Source organism: Pseudoalteromonas sp. CO348 (assembly GCF_004208845.1).
GTDB lineage: Bacteria > Pseudomonadota > Gammaproteobacteria > Enterobacterales > Alteromonadaceae > Pseudoalteromonas > Pseudoalteromonas maricaloris.
Genome location: NZ_SGPI01000040.1, coordinates 89,068 through 110,941 on the forward strand (window position 1 = coordinate 89,068; position 21,874 = coordinate 110,941).

Here is a 21,874-nt window from a genome sequence, read left to right on the forward strand (position 1 = left end):
AGAGGCTCGTTTTTCACCTTATGCAAAGTGTAATAATTATCTGCGTAATTGCCTCTTGCTGTATCAATTTACAGTACAATCATTTACAGTATTTGTCTTGCAGATCTATTACATTGCTACTTTTTATAAGGGTAACTCTTTCATGTCTAATCTTAAACTCAATATAGCGCTTTCATGCTCAGTTCTTGCATTGGCTTTTTCTGGGTTTAATGTCATTCAAACCAAATTAGCAACCTCTCCTGTGGCAACGCACGTGTATCAGAGTTCTACTCAGCAGCCTCACTATAATGCAACTCAGTATACACAGGATGCTCAGACTTCAGCTGATGAGTCTGAACAAGTTGCTAAGTTAATGGCTCGGATCAATAAACTTGAAACGAGGTTACAGGCATTGTCGATGGAAAAGTCTGATTTACTTTCTGAGCAAGCACCGGATGAGTTTGAGTCTTTAATCTTCTCTTTGATAGAAAAGCGTGAGCAGCAGAAAATCGACGAGATGAAAGCAGAAAACCCGATTTATGGCTTCTATGAAGACTTACCCGAAGACTACGAAATGCGGATCAAAACCGATCCTGAGTACGCAAGCCAAGTTAGCAATGAGTTAAAACAGAAAATTCTAAATAGTAGTTTATCGGCTACGGAGCGCTTAGCCGCAATGAGTCAACTGCAAATGAACATGTTTATGCTAAATCGCAATGAATTAGAGCAATATGATTATCAAGCAGTAGAATCTATCCTCAATATGACGCATAACATGAGTGATGAAAAGTTGAGGCTACAGGCGCTTGAGCTTGTGTCGCGTACACCTATCGTTGATGAGCGTTTGTCACAGTCATTCGTGAAAATGCTAGAGCAAGAACCTAATGATTACGTGAAAAGTCTCGCAGCAGAAGGATTGATGTCACAGTACTTCCAGTCAGGCGCTGATCCAAAGCAGCAACAAAGGATCGCTCAAGATTTGCTGTCTCTCTACGAAAATGCATCGGACCCTAAGGTTAAAGCCATCCTCAAAAACTTGATGGGCGATGAGCGTATGCTAGAAGAGCTAAAACGCCAGTCTAATGGCTGACGCATATTAAGGCTAACTGAGTGAGGAGCTGAGCTTTACCAAACTTTAGTACTTTTACTAATAGTTGCACTTGAATGTTCAGCTTAATCCCCGGCTCTAGTTAATTAATACCGAAAATCAAGGAAATGATAAATGCAAATCGTTGCACTTGATGCGAGTGTTCCATCGCTTGATACATTAATAGCAGAAATCGATGCGCTGATGAATTCGCTATACCCTGCTGAAAGCAACCAGCTATCGGCATTGCAAGAGCTATGTTCACCTACTGCGCATTTTATTGGTATTATCCAGCATGACGAGATCATTGCTTGCGGCGCAATCGTCGAAAAGCATCATGATTGTCTCTATGGTGAGTTGAAAAGACTGTATGTAAAGCCAAACCATCGCGGTCTTGGTTTATCAAAAGCAATCTTGTCCGAGTTAATCGCTTTTGCAGATAATCGTCAATATCCACTGATACGGTTAGAAACCGGAGTTAAGCAACCAGAAGCCCTCAGGTTATATGCGCAGTTTGGTTTTATCGAAAGAAAAGAATTTGGTGATCACAGATCGGATCCGCTGTCTGTCTATATGGAGTTGAAACTTGGAAAATAAGCAGTTAGATATCGAATATCAAGTAATCAAGGAACATATCAATGAGTTTCCGACTCCCATCACGTTTAAACAAGGCGCCAGATTGGCCGTTGGTGAAGAATATGAGGGCGAAGAGGGGTGGGACAATTGGTTTTTCTGTGAAACTGAGGAGCAAGTGTCTGGTTGGGTACCTGCTCAAGTGTTTCGCTTAGTCAATCCCAAACAAGGTATCGCATTAATGGACTATACCGCTCAGGAACTATCGGTAGTTCAAGGTGAACGCTTATTGGGGCATAACCAACTCAATGGTTGGGTGTGGTGCTCAAGTAAAAAGTCAGAGCTGCAAGGTTGGGTACCGCTTCGTAATCTAACACCAATCTAGCGGGTGTTGCTTTTTAGCAACACTCCTCTCTTTTCTTTACTACTTTTTTAAAATACTTGTGTTTTTCGTCAGTTTCCCGCCCACTCAGTCACTTTTATAGCAATTTACCCAAGATGAAAGTTGGTTTTAATGTGTTTACTTTCAATGTGTTATATTTATTTTTTGATTTTTAGAAAATATAAGAAAAAATTTTCGATATTTTCATAAAAATTTTTCTGGCGGGTCTGCTCAATACCGAATGTGAATGATTGTCGCATGAAACTTAACCGCCTTGGGCTGCACTTACATCCTAATTTTTTAAGGTGTTGCTTTTATGCGACAGCTTAACCTATTGAAAATAAATAAATTTTAATTTTATCTCAAAATCACCTGTTGCTAAATGGCAACAATATCACTGAATCCATCCTTAATGAAAATTTACCTTTATTTTTAACCTATTGATTCTTAATTACTTTTAAACTTTGGCATCAAAGTTGGAATAGTTATCTCGAAAGCAAAAAACATTCGCTTCAACACAAACCAACGTAGAGAAGCAGAAACGACAAGTTTAGAAATATGAGAGGAACTGATTATGAAAACTTTAGCAATCGCACTATCAGCAGCTGTACTTTCTTTCGCATCAGTAGGTGCTCACGCAAACTCTGAGTTTGATAAATACGATGTTGATGGAGATGGCTACATCTCACTAGGCGAATCAAAAGCAAATCCAAATTTGATGGCGCAGTTTAAAGACCTTGACGCCGACCAAGACGGTCAATTAAGCCAGTCTGAGTTTGATAACTTTGAAGGCTAAGCACGAGCCGACGACATAATAGCAAAGTTTTAAATATACCCCAATTTAAGGAAAAGATTATGAAAAATGTATTAGCAGCACTATCAATCGCAGGTTTATCAATGGTTTCAGCGTCAGCACTCGCTGGTGATGACTTCGCAAAACTGGATACTGATGGCAACGGTTCAATCAGTGTAACAGAAGCGAGCGTAAGCGCGTCATTGAGCGAGCAGTTCGCGGATTTAGACGCTAATGCCGATGGCGAACTAAGCAAGTCAGAATACGCAAATTACGAAGGCTAATTTGGCACTGGATTTAATAATGAGTTAAAGAGCTGGGCCGCATGCCTAGCTCATCAGAACAAAATGACACAATTGAAGGATTAGATTATGAAAAACGTACTAGCAGCACTATCAATCGCAGGTTTATCAATGGTTTCAGCATCAGCATTTGCTGGTGGTGATTTCGAAAAACTAGATACTGATGGCAACGGTTCAATCAGCGTTACTGAAGCAAGCGTAAGTACTTCGTTAACTGAGCAGTTTGCAGACTTAGACGCGAACGCCGATGGCGAGCTAAGCAAATCTGAGTACGCGAACTACGAAGGTTAATCGCTAGGTGGGCATAGCGCCCACTGCCTTTAACACCATTACGAAAACGACAGAAGGATTGGACTATCATGAAAAACGTATTAGCAGCACTTTCAATTGCAGGTTTAACATTCGCTTCAGCTTCTGCATTAGCTGGTGAAGATTTCACTAAATATGATACTGACGGTAACGGCACCATCAGCATGACTGAGGCAAAAGTAAATCAGTCGCTTGCAGAGCAATTTACACAACTAGACAGCAATGCCGACGGTGAGTTGAGCGAGTCTGAATTCGCAAATTACCAAGGCTAATCAAGCCGTCCAAAAGCAAATCATATTTAGGAAATTTTAGGAGCAGAATGATGAAAAATGTACTTATCGCACTATCAATCACAGGTCTAACATTGGCTTCAGCAAATACTATTGCTGGTGAAGATTTCGCAAGCTATGACACAGATGGCAACGGTGCTATTAGCATGAGTGAAGCAAAAGTAAATACAGCGCTTATCGAGCAGTTTAAAGACTTAGATGTAAACGCTGACGGAGAACTAAACGAAACTGAGTTCTCTAACTTTAAAGGTTAATTTGCGACTAGAGCCGCAATGAGAGACGGGCATAGTGAGGAGAATGGCTATGAAACTTAGAACGGTATGTGCAACGACCATAGGTGTATTGGTGAGTACGATGGCACTGGCAGCAACCTTGTCATTTCAAGATGTAGACAAGGATAAAGACGGGCAGATCAGCCAGCAAGAAGCATCAGTATCATCAACACTACTTGGTCAGTTCGAGAAGCTAGATGCAGACAAAAATGGTCAGCTAAGCGCTTCTGAATTCTCTAACTTTAAAGGCTAGGAGGTCACAATGAAAAAGTTAGCAACAGCAATTACAGCCGCCACAGTACTTTTTGCCGGCTCTGCAATGGCAGCAGAATTTAACGATTTTGATTTAGATAAAGACGGTTTTATCTCTAAAAGCGAAGCATCACTGTCAGAATCTCTTGCTTCAATCTTTGATAAGCTAGACAGCGACGGAGATGGCAAACTGTCTGAGAAAGAATTTAATCAGTAAGCAAGTGGCAATCCAAAGCGCCACGCCTCCCCAAGCTCGACTTTGTAGTCGGGCTTTTTTTATTTCGAGCTGCTAGGGAGCTTAAGGTTTAGATAGGGAATGGATTAACTTAATTCATTAATCCAGCGATGATCCCTGATCCATTTCTGCATTTTAGGAAAGCCTTGTTCTGGGCAAGTCATATCCCATGCATTGAGTAATGGGTAGCCGAACCCTTTCCCTTCCTTAAAAGCACTTACGAAGCTATTGCTGGCGCCCTTATAGCCATCCTTATGTATTACGACCTCTAGAGGCAAGCCGATATATTGAATGGCAGCAACCGACCAAGCAATGGCGGCCATTTCTTCGCCTTGCATGGCTTGTTTCTCTCGACCATTTTTTAGGCCATTTTTATACACGTCTTCATGAAGTTGGTCGCGGAATATCGGCTCACATACGGCAATATGACCAGCTTCGTGCAATATATCACCTGGATATAGCAATTTCTCATTATCAATATAGAGTGTGCCCATCACCGTTTTTAGACCCGGTAAAAACGTATTTTCCTCGACTTCATGAAATCGAAAAGGTAGCTGGATTTCGGTGAGAAAATCACAAATGCGCTTTGTATGCTCATGCATGTTAATTCGGGTTCCTTTGAGCAGCTTAACTTACATTGTCAGTAAGTTTAACCTACGCTTCCATTTGCGCAAATTACCGAAGATTACAACTTGTTATAGAGGAAGTTTGATCACCGCTAGCATTTCACCATCCTCTTCATTGATTCCAACTTCTTCAAAGCCAAAGCTCGCGTAAAACGATTTTGCAACGGGGTTGCTCGGTACATAACAGATTTCTATGGTGGTAAGGTTTGGTGTCTGCTTGATTTCTTCGAGTGCGAGGGTGAGCGCTTTACGCCCAATCCCTTGTTGCTGAAATTGTTGATCAACCATAAAGCGCCAAATGGAGATGCGCTCTATACTCTCTTGTACCCACATTAGCATCCCAACAGCTTCATCATCTTGATAAATTGCGCGTGTGGTATAGCCATCATTAAATGTTGATTCCACGATGGAAAACATGTTGCAGGCTACCAAATCTTGCTGCTCAGGGCTGACATCTAAATCGCAAATGGCTTCGTAGTTGTGTTTATCAATGGCTCTTAGAGAGATATTCATCACGGCGTCCTTGTATTGTTATAGAAACACTATTTCAAACATGGTTGTTTTGGCAAGAGAAAGTTTGCTTTATAAAGCAAACAATCATTGACCGTTAAGCGCTTCTTCCCCACACTGAAAGCACCTTCGGCTTTATGTCGTTTTGCCTAAAACAAGGACCTTGTGATGCAGCTTACCACATTACTCAATATCTCCATTCCTATGATCCAAGCGCCAATGGCGGGTGTGCAAAATTGGCGCTTAGCGGCCGCAGCGACAAATGCTGGAATACTCGGCTCAATCCCTTGTGGGATGCTGAGCAAGGAGCAGGTCGTTGCTGAAATTGAGCATTTTAAAGCACATGCTTCAGGCCCATATAATCTTAACTTTTTTTGCCATGAAATGCCGGAACTTGACCCTTATCAGCAAGATAAGTGGAAGAAAAAGCTGGCTTCATATTACGATGAGCTGGAGTTAACACCTAGCGATGACATGGGGATCTTAAGACGCCCATTTGATAGGGAAATGGTTGAGGCTATTGCCCCTTATAAACCTCCAGTGATCAGTTTTCATTTTGGTCTTCCAGATGCCGAATTGGTCGAGTTGGTAAAATCGTGGGGGACGATTATTTTATCTTCAGCAACGACCTTGGAAGAGGGGATATGGTTAGCTGAAAATGGTGCAGACATCGTGATAGCACAAGGGATTGAAGCGGGTGGACATAGAGCAACCTTCACCGAGGCAAAGCTTGAGTCTCAGCTACATACTCGTCAATTAGTCACTATCCTCGCTGATGCGCTATCGGTTCCTGTAGTCGCTGCAGGTGGTATTGCTTCTCATCATGATATCACTATGATGCATGAACTGGGGGCATGTGGAACACAAATCGGCACTTGCTTCTTACTATGTGATGAAGCTAGCACCTCTTTGGTACATCGTGATGCACTTAAGTCACTGGCTGAGCCATCCGCCGTGACCAATGTGTTTTCTGGTCGCCCTGCGCGTGGGATCGAAAATCGACTAATGATAGATCTCAGCTTTATTAATGATGATGTACCCACTTTTCCATATGCATCAGCTGCTTTGACACCATTACGCGCCGCTGCTGAAAAGCAAGGAAGTGGCGATTTTAGCCCGCTTTGGGCAGGGGTTAACCGCCAAGGTTGCATGGAAGTTAGTACACAAGAGATGGTAGAACATCTATGGAATGTTAAATAAAATATTTAAGTTAACAAATTTGACATATTTCGAGTTTATGCTCTAGCGTTTTATGACAAGGCCAACCCAGTTGTGCCTTGCTCTTTGTTACCTACGTAAGTCGATTATTTGCTTGGGTGACGTATTCGTTATGACAATAATAAACACGGAGTCGTGCATGAGACATTCTATTTTAACAGCAGCGTTATTCGCTTCTTTTTCTTCGCTGGCAACCCCTACTTGCCCGAGTATTACCGCATTAGAAACCCATTATGCAGCACCTAATATGGTCAAGCGTAGCTTTTCTAGCTCATTTAACAAATACTTATCTTGGCTGCCGAGTTACCATATGGTACACGATCAAGTAACCGCTGCCGGTGCTGCAACTCAGATCACCGCTAAATTTGACTACGGTAGCATCACTCATAAAGACTTGGAATTCGAGTCGGTGGAGTTTTACTACCGTGCTGAGTCGGACACAAATTGGCAGTATCTTGGAGAGCAAACCACCAATGGCGATGGTAAGGCGTTTATCACCTTGCCTGAATTATCGGCAGGTCAGTATCGTATATACGCAGGCGTACCAGCTGACGGCTCCGGTGCACAAGGTTATATCACGGTCGTTGAGCCAGGTACTCAAGCGGTCCTGTTTGACATCGATGGTACATTAACCGAATCCGATGCCGAGCAAATTGGCGACTATACCGGAATAGATCATGCCGACCCCAAAGATGGCGCCTATGATTTAGTTCGCCACTATCTTGATTTGGGCTATCAACCCGTATTCTTAACAGCCAGAGTATATTGGTATGCCAAAGGGACACGCGGTTGGTTAAGCTGGATGGGCCTACCGCAAGGCTTTTTACGCACATCACTCAGTAATGAAACCAGCTTGTTTAAAACGGCAGAATATAAAGCTGCGGAGATTAATCGCTTAAAGGCGCAGGGCATTGATGTCGTTCGTGCTTATGGTAATGCCAAAACAGATGCTGAAGCCTTTATCAAAGCGGGGATCCCAGCTTCAGAGGCGTTTACTATTGGTTCTGATGCCGGACATTACGGTACCACAGCAATTGCCGGCAATAGTTACCAAGTGCATTTAGGTGAGCTCACAACTTATCCTCACGCTGATTGCTTGTAGACCTTACCTTCGATTGATCCTAATTTTTAGAAATTCTCAAAAGGAGCCGTATTTTGGCTTCTTTTGGGGCATCCTGTGTGTACTAACCTCTGGGCCTAGGTACTAACTCACACTCCCATTATTTACTTTTGTTTACGTAAAATTCATTAAAATTTCATTTTTTACACTATTCTGGCTTGACCTCTGACCATTGTAATCTAAAGTTTATTTGTTACTAAATTGTAATAATTGGAGCAAGTACATGAAAAGGTTAATTCTCAGCGCCCTGCTTGGGTTGCTATCGGTCGTTACCTCTCCCGCCCACAGCGGTGAGGAATTAGAGTATCCCGTGGTATTAGTTCACGGTCTATTTGGTTTTGATAATCTGCTTGGAGTAGATTATTTTTATCGCGTACCACAAGTGATCCATGATGAAGGTGGGCAGGTTTATGTTGCAGAAGTATCATCAGCCCATAATTCAGAATTGCGTGGTGAGCAACTACTAGAGCAAGTTGCGTTGGTTCGAGCATTAACGGGTAAAGACAAAGTTAATTTAATTGGTCACAGCCAAGGCGCGCAAACTATTCGCTATGTCGCCTCAGTTAAACCTGAGTGGGTGGCCTCAGCGACTAGTATTGGTGGCGTAAACTGGGGGAGCCGTTTTGCTGATGTTGTTCGCGGTGGAGTAGACAGTGGCTCATTTTCGGAGCAGTTTTTAGCGTCGCTTGCTAACGGCCTTGCGGGGTTGATTGATTTGTTATCTGGTAAAGCAACCGCACCAAAAGATGCACTCGAAGCACTAGGTGCTTTGACCACGGCTGGCACATTAGCATTTAACCAAAAATACCCAGAGGGTGTGCCAAGTCATTATTGTGGCGAAACGCAAAGTCTAGCGAGCAATGGCGTGCATTATTTTTCATGGAGTGGCAGCAAAGCATGGACCAACGTATTTGACCCCGCTGACAACGCACTTGCACTGTTCTCTCAAGTCTTTGATGAGGCCAACGACGGCCTAGTATCAGCTTGTTCTAGTAATTTAGGTCATGTGATCAACAACCAATTCAAAATGAACCATTTAGATCAGGTAAACCACACCATTGGTATTCATCACTTGTTCGAAACAGACCCATTAACCGTTTATCGCCAGCATATTCGCCGCTTAAAAGGTCTGGCGCTATGAAAAAGTGGGGCCTTTTGCTAATCATTTTGACTATGCTGTCGCTGGTTTATATCGAGAGTGAACAGCAAGAGACGCCGCGTCATGTTCCCCGGTTCGCGGAGTTATCTGAGCTGAAAAATGATGCGCATAAGGTCCCACAACCCAAAAGGAATGTATCTGTAAGCGCACATTGTGAGACCATTAATAAACAGCATAAGCACCAAATCGACGATTGGCTTTTTGAGCTACAAAACCATAACCAAGTCGAGCAGTGGCAAGCTTACCTGGAATTATTACCACAATGCCTTCACGAAGTTGCAGGTCTCTACGTGCAATTTAAGCAGGCCTTAATTGATGTGGATACACATCTTAATCTACAAGAACGTGTTGAGCTGCTACACGCACTGCAGCGGCAATTTTTTATGGATGAAGTGATTGCAGTTTGGTTTGAAGATGATAATGCGTGGGATACGCAAGCTTTGAGTCGCTGGCAAATTTTGTCAAACGCATCTATATCTGAATCGCAAAAGCAGCAATTAATTGAAACGCATATCAGTGGGCTTCCAAAGCGCGAACAAGTGTTATTTCAAACCTCAGCCCAGTTGCACACTCTAAGCGCAAACTGGCAGCAAAAACACTATAATGAACTAAGTGCTGAGTACGGAGATGAAGCCGCAACGCGTATACTTGAAGTCCAGAAGCAACAACAGCATTGGCAGCAAAAACTACAAAGCTTTATGCTGCAAAAACAAAATATTCTAGCCGAGCTTGGTGATAGCCAAATCGCAAAAGAAAAAGTCGATTCACTACTCAAACAAACCTTTACCGAGAATGAGCAAAAGCGAGTTGCTGTATTGGTTAAGTGATAATTTTTTAGTTATTGATAAGATGTATAGGCCGATTACGTGGAGCAGCCAAACCTGCAGCCATGAGCCCATCTTGGTAGCGGATAAATACAATCAAACAAGCAGTAAAACATGAAAATTGAACCAAACCTGTGGCAGCTTTATTTACAAGTATATTTTCAACCATTACAGCCAATCCGCTTTGTTACACGGGGCGCTATCTTAAGTCTTTGGAATCCACATGGAAAGGTACTTTGTAAAGATAAAAATCAGTGCTTATCACGATTTTGGCAAGGGGCTTTACAGCGCGCAAATGTGCCTTATCAGTTGCTGTGGGGCGGTGATAAGCAAATGCAATATCGAGAGTTAAGTGCTTATATAAAGTGTGATTTAGCATCGGGGTTTCGGTGGGCGGCACGATTAAACCAATTGGGATTTTATTTCGTCGAAGATAATCAATTGCACCTCTATAACAGTAGCGATAAAGCACAAAGCGATGTGGTGACGGATAAGTTCGCATCTCGGCTTTGCTTTGTAGCATTGCCTAAAAATAACTCTGGATGTCTAGCTGCGCGAGGCGCTGTTTAGCCGTTTAATAACAGGGCTATCGATAAAGATAATGCTCAGTTGAGAGAGCGAGTGAAGAGGCGATTCAATCAAGTCGCCTCACGCCGTTTCACCGATTTCTTCATCCACCAAGCTTTTTATTTCCTGCCTCACCCACTGGTGGATTGGGCTATTGTGATGAATGAGATGCCAAAATTGTTCAACTTGAAAATCGGCAGTGTGGAACGGTAAATCGGCTACCGTGATGTCATAACGTCTACTTAAATGAGTGACCAGACGCTTTGGTAAAGTGGCAATCAGATCCGTGTTAATCAATAACTCCGGCACCATCGAAAAATGGGGTAAAGATGCCACTACTTCCCGCTGAGCATTCAACCTTTTTAGCTCATGATCCATATCCGTTTTGCACAAGCCATTACCAGAAACGATTAGATGTCGGCTCTGGCAATAGCGCGCTAACGTCATAGGCTGATGAGCCCATTTATGCTGACAACACATTACTATGGCATAATTATCATTAAATAAACGCTGTTTAAATACGTTGGTGGGTGTCTCATCTGTGGAGTACAGTAATAAATCCGCTACCTTTTCCAAGTAGTCATGAAGCGGTATAAACGAGTTGTAAGACACAATTTGTAATTTCAAATTTGGAGCACGCTGTTGAAAACGCGCCAACAATTTCGGCACAATCATCATCATTTCGAAATCCAGCGCCCCTATAGTGAATACGCCTGAGTATTGCAGGGGGTCAAACTCATCATCCACCAACATATGACGAATTGTAGTGAGTGATAGCTCCAGTTCGCTACGAAGGCGCTCACCTTTTGCAGTTAAACGATACTCATTTTTCACCTTTACCAACAATGGATCAGCAAATTGCTTTCTTAAGCGCATCAGGGCTCGGCTCACTGCTGGCTGGCTCATGTTTAATGCTTGAGCGGCTTGACTAATATGCTTGTGGATCAACACCTTCTCTAAGATCGTTAACAAATTTAAGTCAATACTGCGTAGATTCAACTCAGGTACACCCATGGCATCACCGTATAAGATTATGCGTAAATGATCTACATACTATAACAAACATGCATTTTTGATATGTTTGTTTTTGTTTTATCTTTTTTTCATCTTATTGAGGAGAGAAAAATGAAACTACCCACCCTAGCTTTAACCCCTATTGCTGCTGCAGTGTTTACTTTTAATGTCAGTGCGTTAGGCCATGACCATAATCACCAACACGCGATTTTATTCCCTGGTGAAACGGCTCAAATCGAAGTTGAACCATCAGCAAAGCACTCACTGAAAATCGGCCAAAAAATCAATAACCTTTATGAACGCCAGTTTGATGACAGTAAATTCACTGTACAAAAATTGGGTAAAAACACCTACTGGATCGGAGTAAATTACTACAACGCTACCGTTGTGGTGTCTAAAGACTCGGTGTTACTGATTGACCCTCTTGGTGATGGTCGTATTGATGCGCTGTTTCGAGGCATTCAATCCATTACCAATAAGCCGATCACTGCTATTATGTATTCTCATTATCACCTAGATCATGTAGGTGGAGGTAATCAACTTATTGACTTAATTAAGAAAAATTACCCAAGAGTGGGGCATGTCCGTGTTATCGCTAGTCAAACTGTTGCTGACAAGATCAACCTTCACGCTGAATTGAACGAGAACGGTGTGAGAACCCCTAAAGTTCCTGCACCAAATGAAGTGTACGATTTGAAAAGAGCTAGAACGGTCAAATTTGGCTCCATAAGGCTGAAGATGATGGCACCAGAAGGTTCTGGTCACACACCGGATAACACGATGATTCTAATTCCAAGCGATCGCGTGCTGCATTTCGCTGACATGATTAACCCTGATCAACTGCCGTTTTACAATTTCGCGGGAGCGGAAGATTTCCATGGTTACGAAGTGGATCTACAAAATCTTCTGAGGAAACCGCTCAGTAAGCACTGGAACTTTATTAATGGCGGTCATGGCAATATAGGCTCAAAAAAGGACGTAAAAGACCTGCTGGAATACATTGCTGATGTTAGAACTGAAGTCGGTAAACAATTAGAAGTTGCGCCCTACACCCCAATTTTTAGTGACGGCAACCACTTCATTTGGTTCAAACGCTGGCAAGAAGAGATCATCAATAATGTGCATTCCGAGCTAGCGAACAAATATGGGCACATGTATGGTTTCGATTCAGGTGCGGTGGAAACCCACGCAGCCATCATTTTGGCTGATATGATTGATCATTAAGTTCACTCGGCGCGCTAAGCGCCGATTTTTTGTGCATAAACTAAATTGAAGAATCGGCTCTCTACCTGTTGCATAAAGCCAACTACCCACGGCCAGTCAGATAAATTATCAACCATATTTGTCTACCCAGGGGTCTCTAGTACCTGAAACTAATTTACAAATGTCTTATGAAAACACTGCGGGCAAGTGGTGCGAAAACCCATATTGGCTATATTTTGACCTTAGTAGGTGTGCAGCACGAATAAAAAAACAGGGCCTAAATCAGGCCCTGTTTGCTCTACTTAATTGGTTTATTTTAAGTCAAAGCGGTCTAGTTGCATTACCTTCACCCAAGCGGCGATAAAATCGTCTACAAACTTCTGTTTGGCATCGTCCGATGCATAGACTTCGGTAATTGCGCGAAGTTCAGAGTTAGAACCAAAGATTAAATCAACCGGTGTTGCCGTCCATTTTATCTCTCCAGTTTTACGGTCACGACCTTCATATAAGCCTTCTTGCCCCTCTACTTTTGACCATTTAGTCGACATATCTAGCAGGTTAACAAAGAAGTCGTTGCTCAACTGACCAGGTTTGTCAGTAAATACACCGTGCTCTGAGCCTTTGTAGTTTGCGTCTAAGCTACGTAGTCCGCCTAATAGTACCGTCATTTCAGGTACAGATAGGTCCAACATATTGGCTTTGTCTACTAACATTTCAGTTGGTGACATAAATGCTTCATCACTGTAATAGTTACGGAACGCGTCAGCTTTTGGTTCCAGATAGCTAAATGATAAGACATCTGTTTGTGCTTGTGAGGCATCGGTACGGCCCGGTTTAAACGCTACATTTACTTTGTAGCCCGCGTCGTTTGCGGCTTTTTCAACTGCCGCAGAACCACCTAACACAATCAAGTCGGCTATAGAGACCGCTTTTTTGCCAGCACGCTTATTAAAGCGGGTTTGAATGTCCGTCAATGTAGCTAGCACTTTGTTTACTTCGTCAGGGTTGTTTATCTCCCAACTTACCTGAGGCTCGAGGCGTAAACGGCCACCGTTTGCACCACCACGCATATCAGTAACGCGGTGGCTAGATGCTGCCGACCATGCCGTTCTGATCAGTTCTTGCTTTGTTAGACCTGAGTTCAAGATTGATTTTTTCAGGGCGTTTATGTCCTTGTTATCAATCATCTTATAATCCGCTTTTGGAATTGGATCTTGCCAAGTCAGTACTTCGCTTGGTACTTCTGAACCCACATAACGGGCTCTTGGACCCATATCACGGTGGGTCAATTTGAACCAAGCCTTCGCGAACGCCAACTCATATTGCTTTGGATCTTTGCGGAAGCGTTCAATGACCTTACGATATTCAGGGTCAAATTTTAATGCCAAATCCGTGGTGAACATTATCGGTGCATGGCGTTTACCTTCAATATGGGCGTCTGGTACTAGGTTTGCCGCAGCTTTGTTGTCAGGGATCCATTGGGTCGCACCAGCTGGGCTTTTTGTCATTACCCAATTGAAGTTCATTAGGTTGTCGAGATAATTGGTTGACCATTGAGTTGGTGTGACCGTCCAAGCCCCTTCTAAACCACTTGTTGTGGTGTCTGCACCTTTACCCGTGCCGCATTTATTTTTCCAGCCTAGGCCTTGCGCTTCAATCTCTGCAGCGGCTGGTTCTTTACCCACACAATCAGATGGCTTTTTCGCGCCATGTGCTTTACCAAAGGTGTGACCACCCGCGATAAGTGCGACCACTTCTTCGTCGTTCATGGCCATGCGACCAAATGACATGCGAATATCTTTTGCGGCAAGTAATGGATCTGGTTTACCGTGTGGACCTTCAGGGTTGACATAAATAAGTCCCATTTCAACTGCTGCCAATGGACCCTTTAGTTTGCCCTTTTTGTCACGACGCTCGTCTTTTAAGAAAGCATCTTCTGGACCCCAATAAACTAAATCTGGCTCCCAATCGTCTTGACGGCCACCGGCGAAACCAAAGGTCTTAAAACCCATTGATTCAAGCGCAACGTTGCCCGCTAAGACCATTAAGTCTGCCCACGATAGACTACGACCGTACTTTTGTTTAATCGGCCATAATAATCGTCTTGCTTTGTCTAAGTTCGCGTTATCAGGCCAACTGTTTAGCGGATCAAAACGTTGTTGGCCACCTGCCGAGCCACCACGGCCATCGTGTACACGATAAACCCCAGCGCTATGCCATGCCATGCGGATCATAAATGGACCATAATGTCCCCAGTCGGCAGGCCACCAGTCTTGTGAATCAGTGAGTGTTTGCTCAATGTCTTTTTTGACTTGCTTAAGATCTAGTTTGCTAAATTCAGCGGCATAATCAAAGTTTGCGCCATAAGGGTTGGATTCTGGGCTGTGCTGTCTTAATGGGCTTAGGTTTAGTTGTTCTGGCCACCAAAATTGGTTGGTTTTCGCTTCGCTCATTGCAGCAAAGCTCGGGGCTGATAGCGTTGTTGTTACTGCGAGCGCTACGGCAGACAACATTGTTCTAGATTTTCTATTCATGGGGTTTTCCCTCGTAATTAAAGTGTGTCTCAAACTGCGTGTTAAACTTTAGTTCACAAATTGGAAAGAGAAAATCCAGAAAAACAAATTGGTATGTTCGGAAAAATAAATCGATAAAAAACGATATTTATCAAAATATTACACCTTCTTCCTATAGCGAGAAAATTTTTGAAGAAAAACTTTGGTTTAGTTTTTTGCAATAATTAACTTTAAACAGAAAGCTTGTAAGATCATATTTTATTTTGGTAGTTAGCTAGGTGCGCGAAAACAGTGCAAAAAAGTCTAGTGATTGTATTGGAGATGAAAAAATATATGGCGGAGTAGTGAGTTCTACTCCGCTTTAATCGCCAATATTGAAAATAGCAATGGCACTTGATGCCCTTTACTCAATAACTGAAAGCCTTGTCCAGACACTGCCTCTAAACCTTCAAAGCAGTTATATGGACTATAAGGGTGCTCATCAAAGTGAGTGATTGTAAGACCAGCTTGTATTAATGACTGCATCACTTCGGCGATTGAGTGCGGCCAAATCGCAATGGTTTGTTTGCTATCTTGATGGTTTTCGGTATAGGTTGATTCCTCGCTAATATCAGGCTGAGTTTGTGGGAAGTAAGGGTAACCTAAATGAAGGTCAATACTTGGGTGAAACTCCACGAAACAAAACTGACCGCCGGGCTTTAATGCACGGGCAATAGTGGCAGCCCACTGAGATAAATCTTGTAACCAGCAAATAGTGCCATAGGATGCAAAGACAATGTCGAATTGTGTGGTATTCTCAAGCCCAAATTGCGCGATATCCTGACAGATAAAACTGGCATCGAGCCCAGTTTGTTGAGCCAACGTATTTGCTCGCGTAATGGCTTCTGTTGAAAAGTCGACACCAGTTACCTTAGCCCCCAACCTTGCGAATGATAGGCTATCTAAGCCGAAGTGACATTGTAGGTGAAGCAGACTCTTGCCTGATACATTACCAAGTAGCTCACATTCAATGGGATTGAGCGAAGAGGTGCCTTGTAAAAAGCGATTGACGTCATAAAACTCAGAGTCAAAATGTGCCTTGGCTCGTTCTTCCCATGCCGCACGATTGAGAGAGACATAATCCATATTGAATTTCCTATTTTTGTGGATTTTCTTTAACAATAACGAGTAAATAAACCGAGGCAAGACTGCCCCGGCTTGGTTGGGATCCCGTCTATTTTTTCGGATCGTGTTTGTCGAACCACCACTGAATATAAGCTACTTTGTTTAGCAGGTTGGATGGTCTTTTGGTTATTCCGTGTGAGGCATCTGGAATTCTGACCATAGCTGTTTCTACACCCTGTAGCTTAAGCGCTTGATAATACTGCTCAGTTTCTGAGATTGGCGTACGATAATCCGCTTCACCTGTCAGTAACATGGTTGGGGTTTTTACATTCCCCACATAGCTAATAGGCGAGCGTTTCATATAATGTTCCATGTGCTCCCATGGTTTTCCTGGGAACCAGTAGTCCGCAAAGAATGGATAGAAATCTGCAGTTAATACAAAGCTATACCAGTTGATCACTGGCTTTGCTACGACTGCTGCTGCGAATCTATCCGTGTGACCTACCGTCCACGCGGTGAGTACGCCACCACCTGAACCGCCTGTAACAAACAAGCGGTCTTTGTCTATATAGTCTTCGCCAATCAGGTGATCTACACCTGTCATTAGGTCATCAAAGTCATGACTTGGGTAGTTATGGTGGATAGTTTGAGCAAACTCTTTGCCGTAGGAGTCGCTGCCTCGTGGATTCATGTAAAGCACTACGCTGCCTTGGGCAGCAAAAAGCTGTACCTCGGCGCTAAAGTGTGGGCCATAGTTTGCAACTGGGCCACCGTGGATCTCAAGTACTAGCGGATACTTTTTAGATTTATCGAACCCAGGAGGGTAGGCGACCCAAGCTTGAATTGGCAGTTGATCATGTGTCGACTTTAGCCAAACTTCTTCAACTTTTGCCAGTGTTTTATCGCCAAGGGCATCTTCGTTCAGCTTTGTAATTGGTCTTGGCTCGCCGCGTTTTACAATTGCGACATCGGCAGGGCGCTGGGTATCTGCGAGTGTAAAAGCCACTAATCCACGGTCACTGATGGCATAGTCACCACCTGAATAGGGGCGACCAAAACTAACACTACCAATGGCATCCGTTATCAGCTCAAAACGCCCTTTTAACGGCTGATAGCCAAGTGTGGTTTTCCCTTCACTGTCGTAACTTACATAGACGCCACGGCTGTTGGCGGCCCAAGTGACAGAGGCAAGGCTTCTATCTAAATCGGCTGCATAGGTTTTGGTTTCGCCTGATTTGAGATCTTTGACATAGAGTAGGCTATTCTCGTAATTGGTTTTTTTATCATCATAACCAAGGTAAGCCAGATAGCGGCCATTAGGTGACACCTCTGGGTGATTATCTGGGCCAACTCGGTCAGTTACCGCGGTGATTTCAAGCGAGTTTAGGTCTAGCTTATAGACTTCGCTGTTGGTTGGGTTTAATTGGTTATCCTTGTGGCGATTAGCCGAAAAATACAGTGTCTTTGCGTCATCAGCAAAACTCAGTTCGCCGCCATGATCAAAGTTGCCAGAGGTTAACTGTTTTGCGTTGCCACCGTTGGCGTCAATTTTAAAAATATGATTAAAGCCCGGTTCGGTATAACCAGCACCGTCGGCGCGATAATATACCTCATCGATAAATACGGGTGGTTTTGCCCATTCTGCTCCTTTGGGTTTCCCTGCAACAGATACCGGTGGTGCCTTTTGGCTGGGAACAAACTGGCTAAAGTACAGGCTTTTACCATCTGGTGACCAATGTAGTCCTGATGGTCCATGGGCTAAATTGCTGATCTTGGCAATGGCACCGGTTGCTAACCATTTCACATAAATTTGGCTGCTACCGTCGCGAGTAGAAACAAAAGCGATGCGATCATTACTGGGCGACAGCACAGGAGAATAATCCATGTGCAATCCAGAGGTAACTGGCTGCATTGCATTGGTAGCAAGGTCTACAGACCAAATATTACCGACTTTTCTATCACTTTTGATATCCATGCGGTTTCGCACGAAGAAGACTTTGTCACCGTCATTGGTGATGTCAATTTGATTAGCATATTCAAGATTAAATATATCGGTTGGCTCAAGCGATGCGGCTTGCACAGCGCAAGCTGAGCTTGCAATCGCGACGCCTGCTAGAAAGTATTTCATGACTCATCCTGTTTCTAATTATCATTTCCACTATGCGCCATATTGCAGCTTAATCAACTCTTTGCGGTGAACAAATTAAAAATCTATAAAAAAGTGCTTTACCTCAACTTAGCTTGCGGTTTTATCGTTGCTACCAGTTAGCGAAATTTATAATGAAGAGGATGATATGTACTTAGAACACGTAAATTTGGTAGTTAGCAACCTAGAAGAGGTGCTTCACTTCTATCGCGCCGCATTTCCTCACTGGAAAGTTAGAAGCAAAGGGCAAGGCGAGTGGTACGGCAAAGCACGAACATGGCTGCATTTTGGTGATGACTATCATTATATAGCGTTTAGCGATCACGGTGAGGGTCAAAACAGAGCACTCGAAAGTCACCAAGTCGGCTTGGCACATTTTGCCTATGTGGTTCAAAGTGTCGAGCGTGTCGTTAATAGGCTAACCGAAGCAGGTTATGTAGTCGATAAAGTCGGAGCGCAGCATCCACACCGAAAAAACGTTTACTTTATTGATCCAGCCGGATACGAAATTGAGTTTGTGGAATATATGAGTGACCTGCCTTCTGAGCGTAATAGTGATTAATGTAAAAAATAGGCCCAAACTAGGGCCTATTCGTGCGTTATATCTATTGTTGATAGTTTGACCAATGTTTAATTTGTTCAAATACCGCTTTCGGTGGTGCCGTTTCCTCATGCACTAATTGAATGTCGGTATGCATGATGGACCGTTTAGGACGCATTTCAGTCGTTTGATGCGAGTGACCGCTGTTCGCACCACTCCAGAAGTGTGTAAAATTCAGTATTAAACTTGACCATTCATCGTAGTCAGTCAAAATGGATGCGTTTTCGCTGTCATCATTAAGGTTAAAGTCCACTAAAATATCAGAAGTGCTGCCATTACAGTTGAAATCAATGGCTTCTGAGTTGGGATTATTAAGGCCTTTTGATTCGTCCAACTTGGCTTCGTCTAATGGCAGGTTTTTACCATGAGAGTAGTCAATAACAAAGTTCGTAATATCATCTGTCGGGCCGTTTAAAATTGCCGTGCCTTCCGGAAAGCAGTTTTCGTTATTACGGAACCAGCGACGTAAGTATCGATCGCCTTCGTTATTGCCAATGGTTGATAAGCCACTGAGTTGATACAAATAATTCATCACACTAAAGTGATTTGGCTTAAAGTTAGTATTTTCATTGCCGCCGTGATACAAACCGAGATTATGCCCCAATTCGTGCATAATCGTTCCTGCTTGGTAGTTGTAGGTCACATTGGTCATGAGCTCTGACTCTAAGTTCAGTCCCCAATTCCCCAGCGAGATAATAAGGTCGTTGCCAAATAACTCAGCTAAGCCAGAAGATCCGCCACTGCCGTCTGCTTCTTGACTGTTTGCCATCAGCATATAGTGAAAAATTGGCCGGCGTTTAAGATCAAAATGCTTGGCTTTGTGATCAAGAATACTCGGCGCTTGCTCTGAACTTGCAAAGGTTGTGGTTTGTACAAAGGGGATTTGTTCGCCGCCACCCAAATCATGTTGTTCAGGTGATAAGCCTTCTGTCTGGTGATACAAGTTACCTACGTCAAAGTGCACTGCTATATCTTGAGCTGCAAACGCCGCTTTTACTTTGTCTAGTGCGGGTTTGTGAGGCGTAATACCTGCATCATTACTTTCCATATAGTCAACTTCTATGAAAATATCTCTGACGCCAGCTCTTGCACCCCATTCGTATAAAGGTAAGCCTGCGAATGTGCCACCAGGCTGCTCTGAACAATCAGGGATTCCATCTAAGTCCTCATCTTTATCACAGAGCACATCATTATTGCCGCCAGGTGTAAAAAAGGCGGTAGATTGCCAGTCGCTAATCGAATTGGTATCTGTTAATAGGTTTGTTCTAACAAGGCTTTGACCTAGTTGATTTGAAACTGGTAATAACTCGGCACTTTCTTGCCATTCTGAAGGCGTTGCTGGTGCTTTATCACTTTCGCCAAAACGGACAAAATCAACCGTTTCACCTTGCTTGTTTTGTAATTCTACATACCCAGATATATACCATGCTGGCGCAAACTGTCCATCGCCGACTAGCATCAACTGATTAGAGCTTGTAACGCTGCGCTGCCATGTTTGAGGTCCATGTTCATTTTGCACTACGATATATTCGCCCGGTTCAAGTAGCTGTGACTTCAACGGAAAGACTTTAGTGCCGCCATCATTGTAGTTTTCCAACTCGATGCTTTCGGCAACGAGTTGATAATTACTCAAATCGATAGTTTCGTCTGTACCGTTGTAGATTTCTACCCAGCGGTTATCATCGATATACCTAGACGATGAAATCTCGGTGATAAGTAAATCTTTCTGTCCAGTAACAAAAGTAAGCTTTTCAGCTTGGGCGATGGCAGTCCCATAAAAGTTGGTCACCGTTTCTGAGATGGTTAATTCATATTCAGTGCCTGCTTTAAGGGGCTCCATTGGTGTTAAAGAAAAAGCGTATCCATCTTCTTGCTGTGTTTGTCCTACTGAAAATTCTACGCAAGTTTGATTACCAGATTCTCTTATATGAATTGCGCCATTACACTCTGAAGTACCAATTTCACTTGACCAAGACGCGGACATATTGTCGTCAAAGTGCAGCTGGATCTCACCTGTTAAGCTAACCCGAGTCGCTGAGGACTCTGGCAAACTTGTCATTAGTCGTGGTGCTGTTGTATCGATAATTTCTATCTGAACTTCTGCAGAGTTTGTGAGGTCGCCATCGCTCACGCCGAAGTGCAAAATCTCTTTAGTTATGTTGTTATGAGTTGGGGTATAGCTGTATGTCTGCGTTGTTGCATTAATTAATTCAACAACACCCGAAAGTGCCGGCTCGAAAGTGACCTCCAGTGCATCGCCATCTTCATCTTTTACATCCAGAGTAAATTCTAAGGTGTTGTTATATTCAAGGCTGTGTTCTGACCCTGTAATTAGAGGGGCTCTATTTATTTGTTTGATGGTGACAGAAACTTCTTTTTCTGCCTTATCACCGTCATCATCTGTAGCAGTTATCAAGAAGGCTACTTTGGTATCTTCAGTGACTTCTGGTGCAGTAAAAGAAAGACTAGAATCGCCCAAGGTAAGATCGATGACGTCTGGTCCTGAGGTTTGTTTTATTGTGCGAGACGAAATTGATCCATCACTGTCTGAAATTGTAACCCCACCACTTAGGAAGCTCCGCTCCCCAATGCTTGCTTCGATTGCGGTTACGATTTCTGGTGGAGTGTTCTTATCATCACCGCCAAAAAGGTCACAAGCACTTAGGTGTACTAATCCTAAGCTGATTAAAGAGAGTTGAAATATTTTTTTATTCATTATTATTTTCTCTGATTGTTACAATATACTTACTAAAAACTTACCCTTTTTAGGGTCTTTAAGTACAGAGGTTGATGTT

At 43.2% G+C, this 21,874-nt stretch carries 24 protein-coding genes; 17 read left to right on the forward strand and 7 right to left on the reverse strand.

Annotated features, from left to right (window positions below):
- The first annotated feature begins 142 nt into the window (after positions 1 to 142).
- From EXT48_RS21375 to EXT48_RS21420, 10 genes are all read left to right on the forward strand, one after another.
- Complete coding sequence (locus tag EXT48_RS21375) at positions 143 to 1,069, forward strand: hypothetical protein (protein WP_130165715.1); 927 nt, start codon at positions 143 to 145, stop codon at positions 1,067 to 1,069.
- Positions 1,070 to 1,201: 132 nt separating this feature from the next.
- Positions 1,202 to 1,663 (forward strand): GNAT family N-acetyltransferase, encoded by a 462-nt coding sequence (locus tag EXT48_RS21380; RefSeq protein WP_130165716.1) that lies wholly within the window; start codon positions 1,202 to 1,204, stop codon positions 1,661 to 1,663.
- Positions 1,653 to 2,024, forward strand: coding sequence for an SH3 domain-containing protein (locus EXT48_RS21385; RefSeq protein ID WP_069021588.1), 372 nt, complete (start codon positions 1,653 to 1,655; stop codon positions 2,022 to 2,024). Before EXT48_RS21380 ends, EXT48_RS21385 begins: the two co-directional genes overlap by 11 nt.
- A gap of 571 nt (positions 2,025 to 2,595) precedes the next feature.
- The gene (locus EXT48_RS21390) at positions 2,596 to 2,817 is read left to right on the forward strand and encodes a calmodulin (RefSeq protein ID WP_010375679.1); all 222 of its coding nucleotides are present in this window, start codon (positions 2,596 to 2,598) and stop codon (positions 2,815 to 2,817) included.
- Between the two features lie 59 nt (positions 2,818 to 2,876).
- Positions 2,877 to 3,098, forward strand: coding sequence for a calmodulin (locus tag EXT48_RS21395; RefSeq protein ID WP_010375680.1), 222 nt, complete (start codon positions 2,877 to 2,879; stop codon positions 3,096 to 3,098).
- 87 nt (positions 3,099 to 3,185) lie between these two features.
- Entirely contained in the window at positions 3,186 to 3,407 is a 222-nt protein-coding gene (locus EXT48_RS21400) for an EF-hand domain-containing protein (RefSeq protein WP_017218754.1), read from the forward strand.
- A 68-nt stretch (positions 3,408 to 3,475) separates the two neighbouring features.
- Positions 3,476 to 3,697 carry a calmodulin gene (locus EXT48_RS21405; RefSeq protein ID WP_017218753.1) on the forward strand — a complete coding sequence of 74 codons (222 nt, stop codon included), beginning with the start codon at positions 3,476 to 3,478 and terminating at the stop codon, positions 3,695 to 3,697.
- Positions 3,698 to 3,747: 50 nt separating this feature from the next.
- Positions 3,748 to 3,969, forward strand: coding sequence for an EF-hand domain-containing protein (locus EXT48_RS21410; protein WP_010375683.1), 222 nt, complete (start codon positions 3,748 to 3,750; stop codon positions 3,967 to 3,969).
- 49 nt (positions 3,970 to 4,018) lie between these two features.
- On the forward strand, positions 4,019 to 4,240 hold the full coding sequence (locus tag EXT48_RS21415) for a crotonobetainyl-CoA--carnitine CoA-transferase (protein ID WP_010375684.1): 222 nt from the start codon (positions 4,019 to 4,021) through the stop codon (positions 4,238 to 4,240).
- Positions 4,241 to 4,249: 9 nt separating this feature from the next.
- The gene (locus EXT48_RS21420) at positions 4,250 to 4,456 is read left to right on the forward strand and encodes an EF-hand domain-containing protein (protein ID WP_010375685.1); all 207 of its coding nucleotides are present in this window, start codon (positions 4,250 to 4,252) and stop codon (positions 4,454 to 4,456) included.
- A 104-nt stretch (positions 4,457 to 4,560) separates the two neighbouring features.
- Here the strand turns inward: EXT48_RS21420 and EXT48_RS21425 are convergent, their stop codons facing one another.
- Both EXT48_RS21425 and EXT48_RS21430 read right to left on the reverse strand, forming a co-directional pair.
- Positions 4,561 to 5,076: a hypothetical protein gene (locus tag EXT48_RS21425; protein WP_130165717.1), complete on the reverse strand. Its 516-nt coding sequence runs from the start codon at positions 5,074 to 5,076 to the stop codon at positions 4,561 to 4,563.
- A 93-nt stretch (positions 5,077 to 5,169) separates the two neighbouring features.
- Positions 5,170 to 5,613 carry a GNAT family N-acetyltransferase gene (locus tag EXT48_RS21430; RefSeq protein WP_130165718.1) on the reverse strand — a complete coding sequence of 148 codons (444 nt, stop codon included), beginning with the start codon at positions 5,611 to 5,613 and terminating at the stop codon, positions 5,170 to 5,172.
- Positions 5,614 to 5,778: 165 nt separating this feature from the next.
- On the opposite strand from EXT48_RS21430, the gene EXT48_RS21435 reads away from it, so the two are divergent.
- The 5 genes from EXT48_RS21435 to EXT48_RS21455 all read left to right on the forward strand — a co-directional run bounded on the left by EXT48_RS21435 (position 5,779) and on the right by EXT48_RS21455 (position 10,501).
- On the forward strand, positions 5,779 to 6,810 hold the full coding sequence (locus tag EXT48_RS21435) for a nitronate monooxygenase family protein (protein ID WP_130165719.1): 1,032 nt from the start codon (positions 5,779 to 5,781) through the stop codon (positions 6,808 to 6,810).
- A gap of 157 nt (positions 6,811 to 6,967) precedes the next feature.
- Positions 6,968 to 7,930: a phosphatidylinositol transfer protein gene (locus EXT48_RS21440; protein WP_130165720.1), complete on the forward strand. Its 963-nt coding sequence runs from the start codon at positions 6,968 to 6,970 to the stop codon at positions 7,928 to 7,930.
- A gap of 241 nt (positions 7,931 to 8,171) precedes the next feature.
- On the forward strand, positions 8,172 to 9,089 hold the full coding sequence (locus EXT48_RS21445; protein ID WP_130165721.1) for a triacylglycerol lipase: 918 nt from the start codon (positions 8,172 to 8,174) through the stop codon (positions 9,087 to 9,089).
- Positions 9,086 to 9,934: a lipase secretion chaperone gene (locus tag EXT48_RS21450; protein ID WP_130165722.1), complete on the forward strand. Its 849-nt coding sequence runs from the start codon at positions 9,086 to 9,088 to the stop codon at positions 9,932 to 9,934. The genes EXT48_RS21445 and EXT48_RS21450 overlap by 4 nt, the downstream gene beginning before the upstream one ends.
- Before the next feature lie 111 nt (positions 9,935 to 10,045).
- Entirely contained in the window at positions 10,046 to 10,501 is a 456-nt protein-coding gene (locus EXT48_RS21455) for a hypothetical protein (protein ID WP_130165723.1), read from the forward strand.
- Between the two features lie 78 nt (positions 10,502 to 10,579).
- Here EXT48_RS21455 and EXT48_RS21460 read toward each other — a convergent pair whose 3' ends face one another.
- The gene (locus tag EXT48_RS21460) at positions 10,580 to 11,512 is read right to left on the reverse strand and encodes a LysR family transcriptional regulator (protein WP_130165724.1); all 933 of its coding nucleotides are present in this window, start codon (positions 11,510 to 11,512) and stop codon (positions 10,580 to 10,582) included.
- Positions 11,513 to 11,623: 111 nt separating this feature from the next.
- Here EXT48_RS21460 and EXT48_RS21465 point away from each other — a divergent pair, with 111 nt between their 5' ends.
- On the forward strand, positions 11,624 to 12,736 hold the full coding sequence (locus tag EXT48_RS21465; RefSeq protein ID WP_130165725.1) for a VarG family subclass B1-like metallo-beta-lactamase: 1,113 nt from the start codon (positions 11,624 to 11,626) through the stop codon (positions 12,734 to 12,736).
- A gap of 290 nt (positions 12,737 to 13,026) precedes the next feature.
- Here EXT48_RS21465 and katG read toward each other — a convergent pair whose 3' ends face one another.
- The 3 genes from katG to EXT48_RS21480 form a co-directional block, all read right to left on the reverse strand.
- Positions 13,027 to 15,249 (reverse strand): catalase/peroxidase HPI, encoded by a 2,223-nt coding sequence (katG, locus tag EXT48_RS21470; RefSeq protein ID WP_165384129.1) that lies wholly within the window; start codon positions 15,247 to 15,249, stop codon positions 13,027 to 13,029.
- A 330-nt stretch (positions 15,250 to 15,579) separates the two neighbouring features.
- Positions 15,580 to 16,353 (reverse strand): class I SAM-dependent methyltransferase, encoded by a 774-nt coding sequence (locus EXT48_RS21475; protein WP_045990738.1) that lies wholly within the window; start codon positions 16,351 to 16,353, stop codon positions 15,580 to 15,582.
- Between the two features lie 88 nt (positions 16,354 to 16,441).
- Positions 16,442 to 18,460 carry a S9 family peptidase gene (locus EXT48_RS21480; protein WP_130165726.1) on the reverse strand — a complete coding sequence of 673 codons (2,019 nt, stop codon included), beginning with the start codon at positions 18,458 to 18,460 and terminating at the stop codon, positions 16,442 to 16,444.
- 166 nt (positions 18,461 to 18,626) lie between these two features.
- Here EXT48_RS21480 and EXT48_RS21485 point away from each other — a divergent pair, with 166 nt between their 5' ends.
- A complete protein-coding gene (locus tag EXT48_RS21485) occupies positions 18,627 to 19,040 on the forward strand; it encodes a VOC family protein (protein WP_130165727.1) in 414 nt (137 codons plus the stop codon).
- Between the two features lie 43 nt (positions 19,041 to 19,083).
- Here EXT48_RS21485 and EXT48_RS21490 read toward each other — a convergent pair whose 3' ends face one another.
- Positions 19,084 to 21,795 (reverse strand): Ig-like domain-containing protein, encoded by a 2,712-nt coding sequence (locus EXT48_RS21490; protein WP_165384130.1) that lies wholly within the window; start codon positions 21,793 to 21,795, stop codon positions 19,084 to 19,086.
- Between the last annotated feature and the right edge of the window lie 79 nt (positions 21,796 to 21,874).